The 17,100-nt window shown below is 71.5% G+C and carries 16 protein-coding genes and 1 pseudogene; 5 read left to right on the top strand and 12 right to left on the bottom strand.

Annotation, left to right across the window (positions count from 1 at the left end; translation table 11 throughout):
* Positions 1-770 precede the first annotated feature (770 nt).
* Positions 771-1,169 carry an HNH endonuclease signature motif containing protein gene (locus FLX08_RS17150; protein ID WP_167530462.1) on the top strand — a complete coding sequence of 133 codons (399 nt, stop codon included), beginning with the start codon at positions 771-773 and terminating at the stop codon, positions 1,167-1,169.
* Between the two features lie 151 nt (positions 1,170-1,320).
* Here FLX08_RS17150 and rraA read toward each other — a convergent pair.
* From rraA to mshB, 5 genes and pseudogenes are all read right to left on the bottom strand, one after another.
* Positions 1,321-1,804: pseudogene (gene rraA, locus FLX08_RS17155) on the bottom strand (ribonuclease E activity regulator RraA).
* A 29-nt stretch (positions 1,805-1,833) separates the two neighbouring features.
* On the bottom strand, positions 1,834-2,682 hold the full coding sequence (locus FLX08_RS17160) for an MBL fold metallo-hydrolase (RefSeq protein WP_244312699.1): 849 nt from the start codon (positions 2,680-2,682) through the stop codon (positions 1,834-1,836).
* Between the two features lie 254 nt (positions 2,683-2,936).
* A complete protein-coding gene (locus FLX08_RS17165; protein WP_142619876.1) occupies positions 2,937-3,374 on the bottom strand; it encodes a hypothetical protein in 438 nt (145 codons plus the stop codon).
* A gap of 48 nt (positions 3,375-3,422) precedes the next feature.
* Positions 3,423-3,857 (bottom strand): DUF6113 family protein, encoded by a 435-nt coding sequence (locus tag FLX08_RS17170; protein ID WP_142619877.1) that lies wholly within the window; start codon positions 3,855-3,857, stop codon positions 3,423-3,425.
* Positions 3,858-3,879: 22 nt separating this feature from the next.
* Positions 3,880-4,785: an N-acetyl-1-D-myo-inositol-2-amino-2-deoxy-alpha-D-glucopyranoside deacetylase gene (gene mshB, locus FLX08_RS17175; protein WP_142619878.1), complete on the bottom strand. Its 906-nt coding sequence runs from the start codon at positions 4,783-4,785 to the stop codon at positions 3,880-3,882.
* 42 nt (positions 4,786-4,827) lie between these two features.
* Here mshB and FLX08_RS17180 point away from each other — a divergent pair, with 42 nt between their 5' ends.
* On the top strand, positions 4,828-6,939 hold the full coding sequence (locus FLX08_RS17180; RefSeq protein WP_142619879.1) for a prolyl oligopeptidase family serine peptidase: 2,112 nt from the start codon (positions 4,828-4,830) through the stop codon (positions 6,937-6,939).
* A gap of 5 nt (positions 6,940-6,944) precedes the next feature.
* Here the strand turns inward: FLX08_RS17180 and FLX08_RS17185 are convergent, their stop codons facing one another.
* Both FLX08_RS17185 and FLX08_RS17190 read right to left on the bottom strand, forming a co-directional pair.
* Positions 6,945-8,693 carry an ABC transporter ATP-binding protein gene (locus tag FLX08_RS17185; RefSeq protein ID WP_142619880.1) on the bottom strand — a complete coding sequence of 583 codons (1,749 nt, stop codon included), beginning with the start codon at positions 8,691-8,693 and terminating at the stop codon, positions 6,945-6,947.
* Positions 8,694-8,695: 2 nt separating this feature from the next.
* Positions 8,696-10,399 carry an ABC transporter ATP-binding protein gene (locus FLX08_RS17190; RefSeq protein WP_142619881.1) on the bottom strand — a complete coding sequence of 568 codons (1,704 nt, stop codon included), beginning with the start codon at positions 10,397-10,399 and terminating at the stop codon, positions 8,696-8,698.
* A gap of 112 nt (positions 10,400-10,511) precedes the next feature.
* On the opposite strand from FLX08_RS17190, the gene FLX08_RS17195 reads away from it, so the two are divergent.
* Entirely contained in the window at positions 10,512-10,745 is a 234-nt protein-coding gene (locus FLX08_RS17195; protein ID WP_030507490.1) for a hypothetical protein, read from the top strand.
* Positions 10,746-11,303, top strand: a complete 558-nt coding sequence (locus tag FLX08_RS17200; RefSeq protein WP_142619882.1) for a Clp protease N-terminal domain-containing protein — start codon at positions 10,746-10,748, stop codon at positions 11,301-11,303.
* 29 nt (positions 11,304-11,332) lie between these two features.
* Here the strand turns inward: FLX08_RS17200 and FLX08_RS17205 are convergent, their stop codons facing one another.
* The 5 genes from FLX08_RS17205 to FLX08_RS17225 form a co-directional block, all read right to left on the bottom strand.
* Complete coding sequence (locus tag FLX08_RS17205; RefSeq protein ID WP_142619883.1) at positions 11,333-11,755, bottom strand: STAS domain-containing protein; 423 nt, start codon at positions 11,753-11,755, stop codon at positions 11,333-11,335.
* A gap of 105 nt (positions 11,756-11,860) precedes the next feature.
* Positions 11,861-12,280: an STAS domain-containing protein gene (locus tag FLX08_RS17210; RefSeq protein ID WP_142619884.1), complete on the bottom strand. Its 420-nt coding sequence runs from the start codon at positions 12,278-12,280 to the stop codon at positions 11,861-11,863.
* 113 nt (positions 12,281-12,393) lie between these two features.
* A complete protein-coding gene (locus FLX08_RS17215; RefSeq protein ID WP_142619885.1) occupies positions 12,394-13,134 on the bottom strand; it encodes a succinate dehydrogenase/fumarate reductase iron-sulfur subunit in 741 nt (246 codons plus the stop codon).
* On the bottom strand, positions 13,131-15,053 hold the full coding sequence (locus FLX08_RS17220; RefSeq protein WP_142619969.1) for a fumarate reductase/succinate dehydrogenase flavoprotein subunit: 1,923 nt from the start codon (positions 15,051-15,053) through the stop codon (positions 13,131-13,133). Before FLX08_RS17220 ends, FLX08_RS17215 begins: the two co-directional genes overlap by 4 nt.
* A gap of 56 nt (positions 15,054-15,109) precedes the next feature.
* Positions 15,110-15,889, bottom strand: a complete 780-nt coding sequence (locus tag FLX08_RS17225) for a succinate dehydrogenase cytochrome b subunit (RefSeq protein ID WP_244312700.1) — start codon at positions 15,887-15,889, stop codon at positions 15,110-15,112.
* 199 nt (positions 15,890-16,088) lie between these two features.
* On the opposite strand from FLX08_RS17225, the gene FLX08_RS17230 reads away from it, so the two are divergent.
* Entirely contained in the window at positions 16,089-17,015 is a 927-nt protein-coding gene (locus FLX08_RS17230) for a LysR family transcriptional regulator (RefSeq protein WP_142619886.1), read from the top strand.
* Positions 17,016-17,100: the final 85 nt, after the last annotated feature.

Here is a 17,100-nt window from a genome sequence, read left to right on the forward strand (position 1 = left end):
CGGCCGAGGCCGAGGCCGACCCCGCCACTGCCCCCGCCACTGCCCCCGCCACTGCCCCTGCCGCCGACTCCGCCATCGACCCTGCCTCTGGCTCTGGCGACGCCGCGACCGGACTTCGCGATGAGGAGTCTCGCGGCTGCGGAGTCGGTGAGCGCGAGGCCCCTAAGCGACGGCCTAGCGAGTGCGCGCCGGACGACACCGCGAGCACCAGTTCCGCCGACTACGACGAGAGCCCGCCCGCCAAGGACGGAGACGGCGACCACGCTGCGGCCCCGTCTGGAGCAACCCACGGCACGCGGCGCGCGTCGGCATGGCCCGCCGACGCTGGCCGGCGTTCGCGCACGGCCCCTTCGGACACGGCGTCTTCGGGCGCACCGCTATCGCAGGTAGCGCCTTCGGATGCAGCGCTTTCGGAGGCGGCACAGCCGGATCCTCCACCCGAGGACGCCTCCCCAGGTCACACCCACGCCGGGCCTCGGCCTGCGGGGGAATGCCGGCATGGCCAGGGCACGTGCCGGTGCGACGGCGAGGCGCGCTGCTCGCGTGCGACGCAGGCACCGGGAACGTCGGGCACACCGGAAGCCGGGCGAGGGACACCGGGAGCGGCGCAAGGAGCATCGCAGGGTGCGTCACCGGGGGCAGCTCCGGGAGCGTCGGCAGGCACGCCGCTCGGGGCTCCGCTGGGGACGTCACTAGGACCAGCGTTGGGGGCGTCGCTGGGGGCGTCACTGGGACCAGCGTTGGGGGCGTCGTTGGGGATGGTGCCGGGATTGTTGCTGGCGACCGGGCAGGTGCTGCCCGTCTCCAGCGTGCACCGCCTCGCCCGCACCTCCACCCTCGTGCGGATCGTGATGAACGCCGACGGGCAGGTCCTCGACATGGGCCGCAAGGTCCGCCTGGCCACTCCGGCGCAGCGGCGGGCGGTGTTCGCCCGGTATGCCACCTGCTGGATCGACGGCTGCCCCCTGCCCGCGACCATGTGCCAGATCGACCACGCCGACAACTGGAGCACCGGCGGCCTGACCGACCTGAAGCTCCTCGGACCGGCCTGCCAGTTCCACAACCGCGACCGCTACCAGCGCCCCGAGCGCTACACCCGCCGCAAAGAAGGCAAAGACCGCTGGGCCTTCACCTACCACCGGATCGGGAGCAGGCGGCTGCGCGAGTGAGGGAGGCACGACGCGCGGACAGGCCCGGGCGACTGCGGGAGTGAGGCGGGAGGCACAGTGGGCACCCCGCAGGCAGGCCCGCGCAACGCGGGCAAGCCGGGCGACGCGCAGACAGGGCCGGGCGGCGGCGCGAGTAGCCGCCCGGGGAAGCTCAGGTGTGGAGGCGGTGGTCGCTGACCAGGATGCCGTCCTCGTCGCTGTAGAGCCATGCACCCGGGGCGAAGGTCACGTCGCCGAAGCTCACGGGGACGTCGACCTCTCCCAGACCGGTCTTGGCGCTCTTGCGCGGATTGGTGCCGAGCGCCTTGATGCCGAGGTCGAGGCCGGCCAGGGCGGCCGTGTCCCGTACAGCGCCGTTGATCACTACGCCCGCCCAGCCGTTCTCCGCCGCGGAGGCGGCGATCATGTCGCCGAGCAGTGCTGTGCGCAGCGATCCGCCGCCGTCGGCCACCAGCACCCGGCCATCAGCGGGTGTCGCGAGCACCTGTTTGACGAGCGCGTTGTCCTCCAGGCAGCGGATTGTGGAGATCCGGCCGGAGAATCGCGCGCGTGAGCCGTACGAGCGGAACTGGGTGACACAACTGCGCAGCGCGTCACCGTGGGCGTCGTAAAAGATCAGCGGTCGCGAAGCTCATGGCGCATTGTTCCCCAGGCAACCGTTCCGTCAGGGCAGCGTACGGCTCTCGCCGACGGCGAGGTCCCACAGGTCGGCGGGATCGAGGCCGCGTGACTCCCATACCGCGCGGGCCTCGCGCACGGGCTCCAGCAGCGGCTCGCCCGACAGCACGAACGTGCCCCAGTGCATGGTGGCCATCCGCCGCGCGCCGACGTCGAGGCAGCCCTGCACGGCCTCGGCGGGATCGACGTGGGAGACCTTCATGAACCAGCGCGGCTCGTAGGCGCCGACCGGCATGAGGGCGAGGTCGATGCCCGGGTAACGCTCGCCGATCTGGGCGAACCGCTCCCCGTACGCCGTGTCGCCGGCGAAGTAGACCCGATGCTCGGGGGAGGTGAGCACCCACCCACCCCACAGGGTGCGGCAGGTGTCCCAGAGGGTACGGCGGCTCCAGTGGTGCGCCGGGACGAAGTCGAAGGTCACGTCGCCGAGGCGGGCCGACTCCCACCAGTCCAGTTCGGTCACGTTGCGGAACCCGCGCCGCCGGAACCAGCCGCCGAGCTTGGCGGGCGCGAAGACGGCCGTGTCCCGTGGGAGGCGGCGGATCGTCGGCGCGTCCAGGTGGTCGTAGTGGTTGTGGCTGATCACGACCGCGTCGATCGTGGGCAGGTCGGACCAGGCGACGCCGGGAGGAGTGAGCCGCTGGCGCACGCCGGGGATCTTGCGGGACCACACCGGGTCGGTCAGCACGGTGAGCCCGCCGATCTGGAGGACGAACGTCGCGTGGCCGACCCAGGTCGCCACGGTCTCGGTCGCGGCGGCGCGGGGCAGGCCGACGCGGTGGACGGGAATCTGGTCGCTGTCACCGATGTCGGGCCGCAGCTGGCCGTGCCACATGACGCTGGTGACCTCGCGGAAGTCCGGAAGAGGGGCGGTCAGCCTGTCGGCGAAACCGGACGGCCACCGGCGGGGCCCGGCCGGGCGAACAACCGGCGCCTTCGGAACGGGAGAAACGGAGATTTCTGGAACCTCAGGGCTTTCCGGATGAATCGTCTGCGACATGGGGAACTCCCTTCCGTTCTCCATGATCCCCGCAGAGCCGAAAGTATTCCTCCTACGACCGGTCGATAACGGCCGACTTCGCTCCGTCCTCAGGAGGAACGGGACCTCCTCCACCGTCTCGTCCACCAGGGATGCACCCGGGGATAACCGCCGTCGTCCAGGCCGGCCATCCGCTCGAAGAGATTCCACGAGGCCGGATGACCGCAGACGGCGTACGAGACGGCCGAGGCGAGCACGTACAGCACGAGCATGGGCAGGCCGACGCAGAACGCGTACTGGGTGGCGTGGCGGGACTCGTGGTCGAGCAGGCAGCCGGTGAGATAGCCCTCGCCATGCTTGGTCAGGACGACGTTGCCCACCGTGAACGCCCCGGCGACGGGGAACGGGATGCGGTAGCCGTGCGCGTAGACGAGGCCCCGCTCTCCCCTGCGGGTGCCGGCTCCGCCGATCCGCGCGATCAGCAGCCCGAGGGGCGTGGAGAGGTTGACGTAATTGATGACCTGCCTGACCCGGTGCGACCGCCGCATGTCCTCAGCATCGGCGACCGGTCCCGCCCGGACAAGCTGCTGGACAAGCTACGGGCGGCCGTACGCCTTCAGCAGCCACGAACCGGTGGAGCGGGTGACGACCACGGCCGCCGCGACGGCGGCGGCGCCGCCGTAGAGGTACCAGTAGCCGGCCGAGTTGCCCGCGATGGCGAGGTCGCCGGCCCGCTGCGGCGTGGCCAGCAGGAACGACGCGAGGAGCCAGCCGATGGCGGGGACGAGCGCGCCCAGCTTGCCGCCCATCAGCCTGCCCATCGCGTACGGCACGGCGAACAGGGCGGCCAGCCAGCCGATCGCGGCGACGGGCACCTCCCCGGCGTACCACGCGTGCTGGAAGCCCCCGACGACACCGAGCACCACACCCAGCAGGAAGAGCACGCCGTACGCCGCACCCGTCACGACCCCGGCCAGCGGGCCGGGGACGTTCTCGGCGGGTTCGACGCCGATATGCGTCTCCTGGGTCATACCGCCCAACTTATCCGATACCTCAGCCGATGCCGGTGAACAGGTCGATCTCGCGGTTGTACGGCTCGCCGAGGCCGCCGACCTCGGGCGGAGCGCCGATGCCGGGCTTGCCGGGGACCCCCGCCCGCAGGATGAAGTGTTCGACCCCGAGGACCTGCTGGCCGACGTTGTTCGACAGCGCGAACCACGGCGCGTCCACGGCGATCTGCGTCGCGTGCGCCCGCATCGCGTCGAGCTTGGCCTCCACGTAGGGCCGGGCGTCGATCTCCGTCGTCACGTGGTCGTCGGCGCACCCCGGCATGTCGTCGATCGACTCCGGCACCCAGAAGTCGATGTCGGCCTCGCGCATGGTCTCGATGGTCCGCCGCAGCACCGATCTCGGCATGGCGGTGAGGTAGAACTTGGCGATCCGCCACGGCTCCCCGCCGGGGAACGCGGGGTCGGCGGCCAGTTCGAAGGCCCGCCAGGAGACGCGGTGCGCCTGGATGTGGTCGGGATGGCCGTAGAAGCCGTTCTCGTCGTAGGTGACGAGGACCTGGGGCCTGACGTCGCGGATCACCTTGACCAGCTCGCCCGCGGCCTCGTCGAGGTCGGCCCGCCAGAAGCAGCCGGGGCGGTCGTTGGTCGCCGCGCCCATCATGCCCGAGTCGCGCCAGCGGCCGGCCCCACCGAGGAACCGGTGATCGGTGACGCCGAGCGCCTTGCACGCGGCGGCCAGCTCGCCGATGCGGTGCTGACCGAGGGTGTCGTCCCTGTCGGCCGCGACGTGCGCGAGCTCCGGGGGGATGACCTCGCCTTCCTCGCCCAGCGTGCAGGTCACGAGCGTCACGTGCGCGCCCTCGGCGGCGTACTTGGCCATGGTCGCGCCGGTGCCGATCGTCTCGTCGTCGGGGTGGGCGTGCACGAGCAGCAAGCGACGGTCAATCATGCCTCCGAGGGTAGTGCCCTCGTACTGGCAGTATGAGGAGCTATGACGGAGAGCTTCCCGCGGTTGCATGCCAGGACCCGGCGGTTCACCCTCGGGGTGCCGCGCAACTTCACGATCTCCCCTGACGGCGGTCGGGTGATCTTCCTCAGGACGAGGTCGGGCACCGATCCGGTGACCTGCCTGTGGGAGCTGGACGTCGCGTCCGGAGCCGAGCGGCTCGTCGTCGATCCCCTCGCCCTCGGCGCCGCCGACGAGGACCTCCCGCCGGAGGAGCGCGCCCGCCGCGAGCGGTCGCGGGAATCGGCGGGCGGCGTGGTGGCGTACGCCACGGACCAGGAGGTACGGCAGGCCGTCTTCGCGCTGTCGGGCGACCTCTACCTCGCCGACCTCGCCTCGGGCGAGGCGCGGCGGCTCCCGGCGGCCGGGCCGGTCATCGACCCCCGGATCGACCCCACCGGCGCGCGGGTCGCGTACGTCACGGGCGGCGCCCTGCACGTGCTGGAGATCAACACTGGCCCTGAAACCGGCCCTGAAACCGACGCCGAAACCGGCCCTGAAACCGACGCTGACACCTCGCTGGCCGAGCCGGAAAACAACCTGATCACCTACGGCCTCGCGGAGTTCATCGCGGCCGAGGAGATGAACCGGATGCGCGGCTACTGGTGGTCGCCCTCCGGCGACCGCCTGCTCGTGGCCCGCGTGGACGAGTCGCCGGTGGCCCTGTGGCACATCGCCGACCCGGCCAACCCCGACCGGCCGCCAGTCCAGCAGCGCTACCCCGCCGCCGGCACGGCCAACGCCGAGGTCACGCTGCACGTCATCGGCCTGGACGGCGCGCGTACGGCGGTGCCGTTCGAGCAGGAGTATCTGGTGACGGCGGTCTGGGACGCGCACGGCCTCGCGATCGTCACGCTCTCGCGGGACCAGCGGACCATGCGCCTGCTGTCGGCCGACCCGGACACGGGCGAGACGACGCTCCTGCGCGAGGACACCGACCCGGCCTGGGTGGACATCGTCCCCGGCGTCCCGGCCCGCCTGTCGGACGGCACGCTCGTGTGGGTGGCCGACTCGGACGGCGGCCACCGCCTCGTGGTCGGCGGCAAGCCGGTCACGCCGCCGTCCCTGCAGGTCCGGGCGGTGCTGGACGTGGACGGCGACACCGTGCTCTTCTCCGCGAGCGGCGAGCCGACCGAGATCCACCTGTGGACCTACACGGCGGGCACGCTCAGCCCGGTGACCACCGAGCCGGGCGTCCACTCCGGCCGCCGGGCGGGCGGCGTGACGCTCGTCGCCCGGCAGAGCCTCGACACCGAGGGCACGACGGTGACCGTGGGGCCAGGATCAGGGGGTGCGGCTTCTATTAGATCTTTGGCCGAGCGCCCGGGCCTGGAGCCGCGCGTGTCGCTCGTCCGGGCGGGCGAGCGGGAGCTGTCCACGGCGGTCCTGCTGCCCTCGTGGCACGTGCCCGGCTCGGGTCCGCTGCCCGTCCTGATGGACCCGTACGGCGGCCCGCACGCCCAGCGGGTGCTGTCGGCCCGGCGGATGTTCCTGGAGTCCCAGTGGTGGGCCGAGCAGGGCTTCGCGGTGATCGTGGCCGAGGGGCGGGGCACGCCGGGACGCGGCCCGGCCTTCGAGCGGGAGATACTGCACGACTTCACGATGTCGCTGCAGGACCAGGTGGACGCCCTCCAGGGCGTGGCGGCCCTGCACCCGGGCGACCTCGACCTGTCGCGAGTGGCTATCCGGGGCTGGTCGTTCGGCGGCTACCTCTCCGCGCTGGCCGTGCTGCGCCGCCCCGATGTGTTCCACGCCGCCGTCGCGGGGGCGCCGGTCACCGACTGGCGGCTGTACGACACCTGCTACACCGAGCGCTACCTCGGCCACCCCGACGAGGGGCACTACGAGAGGTCGTCCCTCCTCGGCGATGCCGAGAAGCTGGAGCGCCCGCTGCTGCTGATCCACGGCCTGGCCGACGACAACGTGGTCGCCGCGCACACGCTGCGGCTGTCGTCGGCCCTGCTCGCGGCCGGCCGCCCGCACACCGTGCTCCCGCTGTCGGGCGTCACCCACATGACGCCGCAGGAGGTCGTCGCGGAGAACCTGCTGCTCCTGCAGCTCGACTTCCTCAGGAAGTCGCTGAGCATCACCGGCTGACGTGACTACCGGGCGGTGCCGTGCCAGCTGTCCCACAGCGCGGCATAGGCGCCGCCCGCCGCCACCAGCTCGTCATGGGACCCCAGCTCGCTGACCCGGCCGTCCTCCACCACGGCCACCCGGTCGGCGTCGTGCGCCGTGTACAGCCGGTGCGCGATGGCGATCACCGTACGGCCGTCGAGCACGGCCGCGAGCGACCGCTCCAGGTGGCGGGCGGCCCGCGGGTCGATCAGCGAGGTGGCCTCGTCCAGCACGAGCGTGTGCGGGTCGGCCAGCACCAGCCGGGCGAGCGCGAGCTGCTGGGCCTGCGCCGGGGAGATCGCCGTGCGGCCGGAGCCGACGGCCGAGTCCAGGCCCTCCGGCAGCGCGGCCACCCACTCCCAGGCGTCCACGGCCTCCAGCGCGCGGCGCATCTCGGCGTCGGAGGCGTCGGGCCTGGCGATCAGGAGGTTGTCGCGCAGCGTGCCCCGGAACACGTGGTGCTCCTGGGTGACCAGGGCGACGTGCCCGCGCAGCTCGGCGAGCGGCAGCTCGGCCAGCGGCACCCCACCGACCGTGACCGACCCGCTCGCCGGCGCGTGCACCCCGGCGATGAGGCGGCCCAGCGTCGACTTGCCCGCCCCCGACGGCCCGACCATGGCCAGGCGCTCCCCTGGGCGTACGTCGAGGTCGATGCCGTGCAGCACGTCGTGGCCCTCGCGGTAGGCGTATCGCACGCCGCTGACCTTCAGCTCCTCCCCCACCGGCCGGGCGTCGCCCGCGACGCGGTCGTCGGGCACGTTGGCCACGCCCAGCAGCCGGGCCATCGAGGCCCCGCCGACCTGGAGCTCGTCCACCCACGACAGCAGCCGGTCGAGCGGGTCGATGAGCTGCTGCACGTAGAGCGTGGCGGTCGTCACCTGGGCCACGGTCACCCAGCCCTCGATGGACAGCAGCCCGCCGATGAGCAGGGTCGCCACGACCGGGACGACGTAGCCGAACTCGACCGCCGGGAACCACACCATGCGCAGGCCCAGGGTGTAGCGCTCGGCGGCGAACGACCGGGCGATGTCCCGGTCCGTACGGGCGCGGCGGCGGGCCTCCAGACCCAGCGCCTCGATCGTGCGCGCGCCCTCGACGGTCTCGGCCAGGCCCTCGGTCATGTCGGCATACGCCGCGTTCTCCCGCAGGTAGCCGTCTCTGGCGCGGTTGAGGTACCACCGGGTGGCGCCCCACAGCAGCGGCACGGCGACCAGCGACGGCACCGCCATCACCGGCCCGACGAGGATCACCGCGCCGACGACGAAGGCGCCGGTCACGACCGCGATCAGGGTCTCGGGCACGGCGTGCCGCACGCTCCGCGACAGCGCGTCCACGTCCCGGGACGTACGCGTGATGAGGTCGCCTGAGCCGGCCCGCTCGACGGTCGAGAGCGGCAGCGCGAGCACCCGGCCGACGAAGTCCTCCCTCAGCTCGGCCAGCACCTTCTCGCCCAGCCGCGACGAGGCGTACACCGCGAACCTGACCAGCACGGCCTGCGCCGCCACGAAGACGGCGATGGCCAGGGCGACGGTGTCCACGTGCAGGTCGGCGCGGCCCTTGGCCAGCCCGTCCACGAGGTCGCCGAGCATGCGGGGCGCGACGAGCCCGGCGATCGCCGCGAGCGCGTGCAGAGCGAGCGCGAGGCCGAGCTCGCGCGGATATTTCAGCGTCAGCCGCCGCGCGTAGGCGCGCACCTGCGCCCGGTCGGCGACCGGCAGGATCTCGCGGGCCATGCTCAGCCTTCCCCTCTGGTGACGGTCGCGCGGTAGCCGGGCGCGCCGTCGAGCAGCTCCCGGTGGGTGCCCTGGGCCCGCACCACGCCGTCCTCGACGTACAGCACGTGGTCGGCCCGGTCGAGCACGAGCGGGCTGGTAGTGCAGACCAGGGTCGTCCGGCCCGCCCGCGCCTTGCCCAGCCGTCCGGCGACGCGTGCCTCCGTGTGCGCGTCGACGGCGCTGGTGGGCTCGACCAGGATCAGGATCTCCGCATCGGCGAGCAGCGCCCGGGTCAGCCGCAGCCGCTGCTGCTGACCGCCGGAGAACTCGCGGCCCGACTCGGCCACGTGCGCGTCCAGGCCCTCGGGCAGCGCCGCCACGATGTCCTCGGCGCACGAGGCGTACAGCGCCTGGCGGACGTCCTCGTCGGTGGCCGTGCCCCGCACGTCGAGCTCGTCGCGCAGCCGTCCGGTGAACAGTCGCGCGCCGTTGTCGGCCACCAGGATGTGCCGCCTGAGCTCGGCGATCGGCAGCTCCGCCAGCGGCGTGCCGCCGAGCGTGACGTCGCCGGGGGCGAACCTGCCCAGGCGGTCGGCGATGGCGATGGCGTCCTCCGGCGTGGCCGCCGCGAGCGCGGTGAGCCGGCCGGGCCGGACCTCGACGCCCGACTCTCCGTCGCGCAGCGTGCCCGGCAGCGCGTGCGGGTCTCCGGAACGGCGGTCGCCGCCGGTGATCTCGGGCTCCAGCGACAGGATGCGGCAGACGCGGCGCGCCGCCACGTGCCCCTTGGTCAGCTTGTCGGCGGCCTCGGTGAGCGTGCGCAGCGGCGCGATCAGGAAGACCGCGTATCCGTAGAACGCGACGAGCTGACCGGGAGTGATGCGGCCCTCCAGCGCGAAGTGCGCGCCGAGCCAGGTCACGCACGCGATCAGCACGCCGGGCAGCAGGACCTGGGCGCCCTCCAGCAGGGACTCCACCGAGGCCACCCGCACGCCCGCCTGCCGTACGCGCTGCGACTCCTCGCGGTAGCGGGCGGCGAAGACCTGCTCGCCGCCGATGCCGCGCAGCACCCGCAGGCCGGCCACGATGTCGGCGGCCCGGGTGGCCAGGTCGCCCTGCAGGTCGCGCTGCGCGTGCTGGCGCCGGTGCAGCGGCTTGAGCAGGGGACCCACCGCGGCCGCCATGAGCGGCACTCCGATCAGCACGACCAGGCCGAGCGGCACCGAGGTGGCGATGAGGATCACGGTCACCGCGACGACGGCGACGGCCGCACCGGTGCCTCGCAGGAGGATGTCCATGGCGTTGCCGATGTGCGCGATGTCGGAGTTGCCCACGCTGACGACCTCGCCCGTCGAGAGGCGTTTCGGCAGCGTCGCCCCGAGCCGGGTCGCCTGCCGTACGGTCACCTGCACGGTGCGGTAGGCGGCCGACAGCCAGGTCACGACGGCGAAGCGGTGGCGCATGACCCCCGCGACCGCCTGGAGCACGCCGAGACCGAGCACCACCGCCGACCACCTGATCAGCGTGTCCGCGTCCCGCTGGGCCATCGCGTCGACCGCCTTGCCCAGGGCCGCCGGCACGAGCGCCTGCCCCAGCCACCACAGCACCGCCAGGCCGACTCCGGCCAGCATCGTAGAGCCCTGGCCGCGGGCCACCCACCACAGGTAGCGCAGCGGCCCGCGGGCGTCTGGAATGCCGGGATCGGCCACAGGAAGAGTGCGCATGGTCGTTCCAGGCTCGCAAACACGCAGGTCGAGGGGCAAACCGTTTTCCCCGCACACACCGGTTCGTCAACCAAGGTTGACATCCGGCCATCTGTCAACCTATGTTGACGACATGAGCGATACGGCACAACTGGCGAGCGACGCCGGCAGCCGCGACCCGGCCGTCGGCCTGCGGGCCGTACGGGCCCTGCGGCTCCTGGTGGAACGGCTCGAAGCGCTGCAGGTGGAGAACGCCCGCAACGCCGGGTGGTCCTGGCAGGACATCGCGCTCCTGCTCGGGGTGTCCCGGCAGGCGGTGCACAAGAAGTACGCGGGCGGGCGAGGACTGCTGAGACGGGAGAAGTAGATGCTGGAAAGGTTCACCAACGACGCCCGGCAGGTCGTCGTACACGCCGAGGAGCAGGCCAGGGAGCTCAGGCACGGGCAGGTGGGCACCGAGCACCTGCTGCTCGGCCTGCTGAGCCGTCCGGAGACGCTGTCGGCCCGGCTCCTCGCGGCCCGCGGGATCACCCACGAGCGGGTGCGGACGGAGGTCGTGCGGATCCTCGGCGACGCCACGGGCGGGGACATCGACGCCGAGGCCCTGGAGTCGATCGGAATCGACCTGTCGGCCGTCCGGGAGAAGATCGAGGAGGTCTTCGGCGTCGGGGCCCTCGACCGGGAGCCGCGCCGCGATCGCCGGGGGGCTCTCCTCAGCGGGCGCCGGGCCCCGTTCAGCCCGCGGGCCAAGAAGACGCTCGAACTCGCGCTGCGCGAGGCCATCGCGCTCAAGAGCAGGGACATCCGCGACGGGCACGTCCTCCTCGGCGTCATCCGCGAGGGCGAGGGCCTGGGCGTACGGATCCTGACCGGCGCCGGGGTCGACCTGTCCGAGCTGCGGACGGAGGTCAGGAGCGCGCTCTGACCTGCTTCAGCCGCGCCATTCAGCCGCTGTCAGCCGTCCAGCGCCGCCACGGCGTCCTCGACGGTCTCGTGGATGGGGAACGCGGCGTGGAGCCCGGTCACCGTGAGAATCCGCAGGAAAACGCCCCGGACTCCGGCGAGCTTCAGGAACCCGCCCGCCTCCACGGCGTGGTCGTGCGTCTCCAGCAGCAGCCTCAGGCCCATGGAGTCGCAGAAGGTCAGCTCGGAGGCGTCCACGACCAGCCGGACGGCGCCCTCGTCCGGCAGCGTGCCGAACGACGTGCCGAACGACGTGCCGGACGACGTGCCGGACGACTCGCCGGACGACTCGTCGAACAACTTGCCGAACACGGTGCGCAGCCGCTCGCCGGAGATCACGTCCAGCTCGCCGGTCAGGGTGACGAGAGTGTGCGTCGCCTCATGGCGCACCGTGACGCCAAGTCTCGTCGTCATCGCCTGCCCTCGTCGCGGAAGACCCTCCTCATGGAGGATCTGCACAGAAGATCTACACAGAAGTTACACCTCCGGCCACCCTCGAAGGCAGGGGGAGGCAGGCGCTCAACGGCCGCCGGCGATCTCGTACAACCCGCCGGTATCGGAGTCAGAGCCTCCGTCCGTCGCCTGGGCGAGCGCCTCCGCGACCGTCGGGTGCTGCTCGAACACGTTGCGCAGGCCGGTGATCGTCAGCACCCGGCGCAGCACGCCCTGCACGCCGCTCAGTATGAACCGGACGTTCAGGGCCTGGCCGCGCTGCAACGCGGAGATCAGCTCGCTGAGCCCGCGCGAATCGCAGAACCCCAGTTCGGCCACGTCGAGCACGATGACGGACGTCCCGGGCGACTTCCAGAGCCCATCCAGCTCGTCATGGAGCAGGTGAACGGTGCCGGCGTCGAGGTCGCCTTCCACCCGCACGACGACGGCCGCGCCGTGGACTGCGGACGCGACCTTCAAGGTGGAACGTGGACCGGTCACGGACATGCTCACTCCCTCGCCTGCGGAGACACGGCAGGCGTGTTACGCCAACACAAAGCACACGTTACCCAGGAGGTGAGGTCATTATGTTCCGGCCGACCGGCCCACGTCCTCTTCCGCTACTTGGAAGCCGCCTTGAGGTAGTCGGCGTTCATCCGGGCGATCGTGTCGAACGGGATGCCCTTCGGGCACACCGCCGTGCACTCGCCGGTGTTGGTGCAGCCGCCGAAGCCCTCGGCGTCCATCTGCTCGACCATCGCCCGGGCGCGCGACTCGCGCTCCGGCTGGCCCTGCGGCAGCAGGCTCAGGTGAGTGATCTTCGCCGCGGTGAACAGCGACGCCGAGCCGTTCGGGCAGGCCGCGACGCAGGCGCCACAGCCGATGCAGGTCGCGGCGTCGAACGCGGCGTCGGCGTCGGCCTTGGGCACCGGGACGGAGTGCGCCTCCGGGGCGGACCCGGTGGGCACGGAGACGAAGCCGCCCGCCTGGATGATCCGGTCGAACGCCGACCTGTCCACGACGAGGTCCTTGACCACCGGGAACGCCGCGGCCCGCCACGGCTCGATCGTGATGGTGTCGCCGTCCTTGAAGTGCCGCATGTGCAGCTGGCAGGTCGTGGTGAGCTTCTGCTCGCCGTGCGCGACGCCGTTGATGACCATGCCGCACATGCCGCAGATGCCCTCGCGGCAGTCGTGGTCGAAGGCGACCGGGTCGTCGCCCTCCAGGATCAGCCGCTCGTTGAGGACGTCGAGCATCTCCAGGAACGACATGTCAGGCGAGACGTCGTCGACCCGGTAGGTCACCATCCGTCCCTTGTCCGACGAGCCGTTCTGCCGCCAGATCTTGAGGGTCAGGTTCACTTGTAGCTCCGCTGGGTCATCTTGACGTACTCGTAGTTCAGCTCTTCCTTGTGCAGGACCGGACCCTCGGGCGTCCACTCCCACGCCGCGACGTAGGCGAAGTTCTCGTCGTCGCGCAGCGCCTCGCCGTCCGCGTCCTGCGACTCGGCCCGGAAGTGACCGCCGCACGACTCCGTGCGGTGCAGCGCGTCGATGCACATGAGCTCGGCGAGCTCGAAGAAGTCGGCCACCCGGCCGGCGCGTTCGAGCGCCTGGTTGAGCCCCTCGGCGTCGCCCGGCACCTTGACGTTGTTCCAGAACTCCTCGCGCAGCTCGGGAATGCGCTCGAGCGCCTTGCGCAGCGACTCCTCGGTGCGCTCCATGCCGCAGTAGTCCCACATGATGCGGCCGAGCTCGCGGTGGAAGGAGTCGGCGGTGCGGTTGCCGTTGACGGACAGCAGCTTGTCGATCTTGTCCTGGACGGCCTTCCTGGCCTCCGCGACGTCGTCCTCCTCGACCGGCCCGAACGAGGTGGCCCCGGCGAGGTAGTCGCCGATCGTCGTCGGCAGCACGAAGTAGCCGTCCGCCAGGCCCTGCATGAGGGCCGAGGCGCCCAGGCGGTTCGCGCCGTGGTCGGAGAAGTTGGCCTCGCCGATCACGAACAGCCCGGGGATCGTGGACTGCAGGTCGTAGTCCACCCACAGCCCGCCCATCGTGTAGTGGACGGCCGGGTAGATGCGCATCGGCACCTCGTACGGGTTCTCGCCCGTGATGCGCTCGTACATCTCGAAGAGGTTGCCGTACTTCTTCTCGACGGCCTCGCGGCCCATCCGCCTGATGGCGTCGGCGAAGTCGAGGTAGACGCCGAGCCCGCCGGGGCCGACGCCGCGGCCCTCGTCGCAGACGTTCTTGGCGGCGCGGCTGGCGATGTCACGCGGCACGAGGTTGCCGAACGCCGGGTAGATGCGCTCCAGGTAGTAGTCGCGCTCGTCCTCGGGGATGTCACCCGGCGCGCGGTTGTCGCCCTTGCGCTTGGGCACCCAGACGCGGCCGTCGTTGCGCAGCGACTCCGACATCAGCGTCAGCTTCGACTGGTGGTCGCCGCTTTGGGGGATGCAGGTCGGGTGGATCTGCGTGTAGCAGGGGTTGCCGAAGTACGCGCCCTTCTTGTGCGCCCGCCAGATCGCCGTGGTGTTGCAGCCCTTGGCGTTGGTGGACAGGTAGAACACGTTGCCGTAGCCGCCGCTGGCGAGCACGACCGCGTCGGCAAGGTGGGTCTCGATCTCACCGGTGACCATGTCGCGGACCACGACGCCCCGGGCCCGGCCGCCGCTGACGATGAGCTCCAGCATCTCGTGGCGGGTGAAGACCTCCACGTTCCCCGCCGCGACCTGCCGCTCCAGGGCCTGGTAGGCGCCGAGCAGGAGCTGCTGGCCCGTCTGGCCCCGGGCGTAGAAGGTGCGCGACACCTGGGTGCCGCCGAACGACCGGGTGTCGAGCAGGCCGCCGTACTCGCGGGCGAACGGCACGCCCTGCGCCACGGCCTGGTCGATGATGTTCACGCTGACCTGGGCGAGGCGATAGACGTTCGACTCGCGGGCGCGGTAGTCGCCGCCCTTCACGGTGTCGTAGAACAGCCGGTAGATGCTGTCGCCGTCGCCGCGGTAGTTCTTGGCGGCGTTGATGCCGCCCTGCGCCGCGATGGAGTGGGCCCGCCGGGGCGAGTCCTGGTAGCAGAACGACTTGACCTTGTAGCCGAGCTCGCCGAGCGTGGCCGCGGCCGAGCCCCCGGCCAGGCCGGTGCCGACGACGATGACGGTCAGCTTGCGCTTGTTGACCGGGTTGACCAGCTTGGCCTGGAAGCGGCGCGTGTCCCAGCGGTCCTCGATGGGACCATCCGGCGCCTTGGTGTCCTGGATGGGCTCGCCCACCCGATACATCCCGGGGAGGCTCACGGTCTCCTCCTCCTGCTGCTGCTGCGCGCGGCGACGGAACTTCACTTGACCACTCCGATCAGAATGCAGACGGGCGCGGAGACGAACCCGATCACCAGCACCGCCGAGACCGCGACTGCGGTCGTCTGCAGCGTGCTGCGGACGCGGGGACGGCGGGTCAGGCCGAGCGTCTGGAACGCGCTCCACAGGCCGTGGCGCAGGTGGAAGCCGACCATCACCATGGCGACCAGGTAGAACAGCGCCACCCACCAGCGGTCGGGCTGGAAGCCGGCGATCATGCGGGCGTACGGCGTGGCGTCGCCGCCCTCGGGGTTCACCGTGCCGAAGGTCATGTCCAGCAGGTGCCAGATCACGAACAGCACGATGATCACGCCGCCATACCGCATGGTGTGCGTGGCATACCCGTTGGCCTGCGACTTCCGCTTGGCCGCGTACTTCACGGGCCGCGCCTTGGCCGCCCGGCGGGCGAGCGACACCGCCGCCCACATGTGCAGCACGACGCAGACCACGAGCACGATCTCGGTGATCGTCAGCACCGTCCGGTTCGGCAGCGCCGGCGAGCCCACGGTGCGCAACCATTCGGCATAGTGGTTGAAGGAGTCGGCACCCAAGAAGATCTTGAGGTTGCCCAGCATGTGGGCGATCAGGAAGAGCACGAGAACGGCGCCCGTGACGGCCATGACGGCCTTCCTGCCGGCCGAGGTGCCGAGCAGGCCACGACGGGCGGGTGTGCGGGGGGAACTATGCGTGGGGACCGGCGCGGTCGCCGAACCGCGATCCGCGGAAGCGGAGTCCACATTGTGGTCAACAGTGGCAGTCACGGCTCCACACGCTAGGTTTGCGCTGTTCAGACGTCCAAGTCATGGCAGGTCTGGTTTCGATAGCCCGGGGCTATGTGCTCTGCCCCACCCCGTTTCCCAGAGTCGAAGGTCCCGGGGATGTGCGACGAAATTCACACCCGGGGGCTACCCGTGGGGGCGCATGAAGCCGACTTTCGCGATAGCCCTAGGCTATTGAGGTGTGCAGCTCCAGCAACTGGCCTATTTCACGGCCGTGGCCGAGACGCGGCACTTCACCCAGGCCGCGGAGCGGATGCGGGTCGCCCAGCCGTCGCTGAGCAAGCAGATCAAGAGCCTGGAGACCGAGCTGGGCGCGCCTCTGTTCAGCCGGGCCCGGGGCAACGTCACGCTCACCGCGGCGGGTGAGGCGCTGCTCCCGCTCGCGCGCCGCATGCTCGCCGACGCCGAGACCGCCCGGCGCGAGGTCGCCGAGCTGGCCGGGCTGCGACGGGGACGGGTGCGCCTCGGCGCGACCCCGTCGCTGTGCGCCGGGCTGCTGGCCGACGTGCTGGCCCGCTTCCACCGCGACTACCCCGGCGTGGAGCTGAAGGTCGAGGAGGGCGGGTCGCGCGACCTCGTCCGCGACCTCGCCCGGGGCCAGCTCGATCTGGCGCTGATCATCCTGCCGCTGCAGAGCAGCGACCCCTCCCTGGTGACCCAGGAGATCCTGAGCGAGAACCTCGTCGTCGCCTCCACCTCGCCCCGGGGGCGCAGGCCGTACATGCGGATCGAGGACCTGCGCGGACGGCCCATGGTCATGTTCCGCCGGGGCTACGACGTGCGCGAGGCGACGCTGGCGGCCTGCCGGCAGGCGGGGTTCGAGCCGCGCTTCGCCGTGGAGGGCGGGGAGATGGACGCGGTGCTGCGGTTCGTCGAGGCGGGGCTGGGCATCGCGGTGGTGCCCTCGATGGTGCTGGAGAACCGGCCGAGGCTGACGGGCACCCCGTTGCTGCCCGGGCTGCGCCGTACGGTCGCCCTCGCGCACCGCAAGGACGTGGAGCCGACCCGGGCCGCGCAGGCCTTCCGCGCCACGCTGTTGTCGTTCCTCGGCGAGGCCGCGCGTGATGGAACCCTTCCTCAGGGAATAGAGGCGCTCGTTGACGTTTGAGCCCTGACCTCCCCGACCTCCCTGACCGAGCGGTTTCCAGACGATAGGTTTGTGCGAACGATGCTGCACGACGATGCTGCCGACG

It is taken from the genome of Microbispora hainanensis (assembly GCF_006874475.1).
Classification (GTDB): Bacteria; Actinomycetota; Actinomycetes; order Streptosporangiales; family Streptosporangiaceae; genus Microbispora; species Microbispora hainanensis.

What these genes read in the sequence shown, in the direction of transcription:
- FLX08_RS17160 (WP_244312699.1), bottom strand. Translation starts at nt 2,682, where the DNA reads ATGTGGCACGGCCAGCTGCGGCCCGACATCGGTGACAGCGACCAGATT.
- FLX08_RS17165 (WP_142619876.1), bottom strand. Translation starts at nt 3,374, where the DNA reads ATGCGGCGGTCGCACCGGGTCAGGCAGGTCATCAATTACGTCAACCTC.
- FLX08_RS17170 (WP_142619877.1), bottom strand. Translation starts at nt 3,857, where the DNA reads ATGACCCAGGAGACGCATATCGGCGTCGAACCCGCCGAGAACGTCCCC.
- mshB (WP_142619878.1), bottom strand. Translation starts at nt 4,785, where the DNA reads ATGATTGACCGTCGCTTGCTGCTCGTGCACGCCCACCCCGACGACGAG.
- FLX08_RS17180 (WP_142619879.1), top strand. Translation starts at nt 4,828, where the DNA reads ATGACGGAGAGCTTCCCGCGGTTGCATGCCAGGACCCGGCGGTTCACC.
- FLX08_RS17185 (WP_142619880.1), bottom strand. Translation starts at nt 8,693, where the DNA reads ATGGCCCGCGAGATCCTGCCGGTCGCCGACCGGGCGCAGGTGCGCGCC.
- FLX08_RS17190 (WP_142619881.1), bottom strand. Translation starts at nt 10,399, where the DNA reads ATGCGCACTCTTCCTGTGGCCGATCCCGGCATTCCAGACGCCCGCGGG.
- FLX08_RS17195 (WP_030507490.1), top strand. Translation starts at nt 10,512, where the DNA reads ATGAGCGATACGGCACAACTGGCGAGCGACGCCGGCAGCCGCGACCCG.
- FLX08_RS17200 (WP_142619882.1), top strand. Translation starts at nt 10,746, where the DNA reads ATGCTGGAAAGGTTCACCAACGACGCCCGGCAGGTCGTCGTACACGCC.
- FLX08_RS17205 (WP_142619883.1), bottom strand. Translation starts at nt 11,755, where the DNA reads ATGACGACGAGACTTGGCGTCACGGTGCGCCATGAGGCGACGCACACT.
- FLX08_RS17210 (WP_142619884.1), bottom strand. Translation starts at nt 12,280, where the DNA reads ATGTCCGTGACCGGTCCACGTTCCACCTTGAAGGTCGCGTCCGCAGTC.
- FLX08_RS17220 (WP_142619969.1), bottom strand. Translation starts at nt 15,053, where the DNA reads ATGTATCGGGTGGGCGAGCCCATCCAGGACACCAAGGCGCCGGATGGT.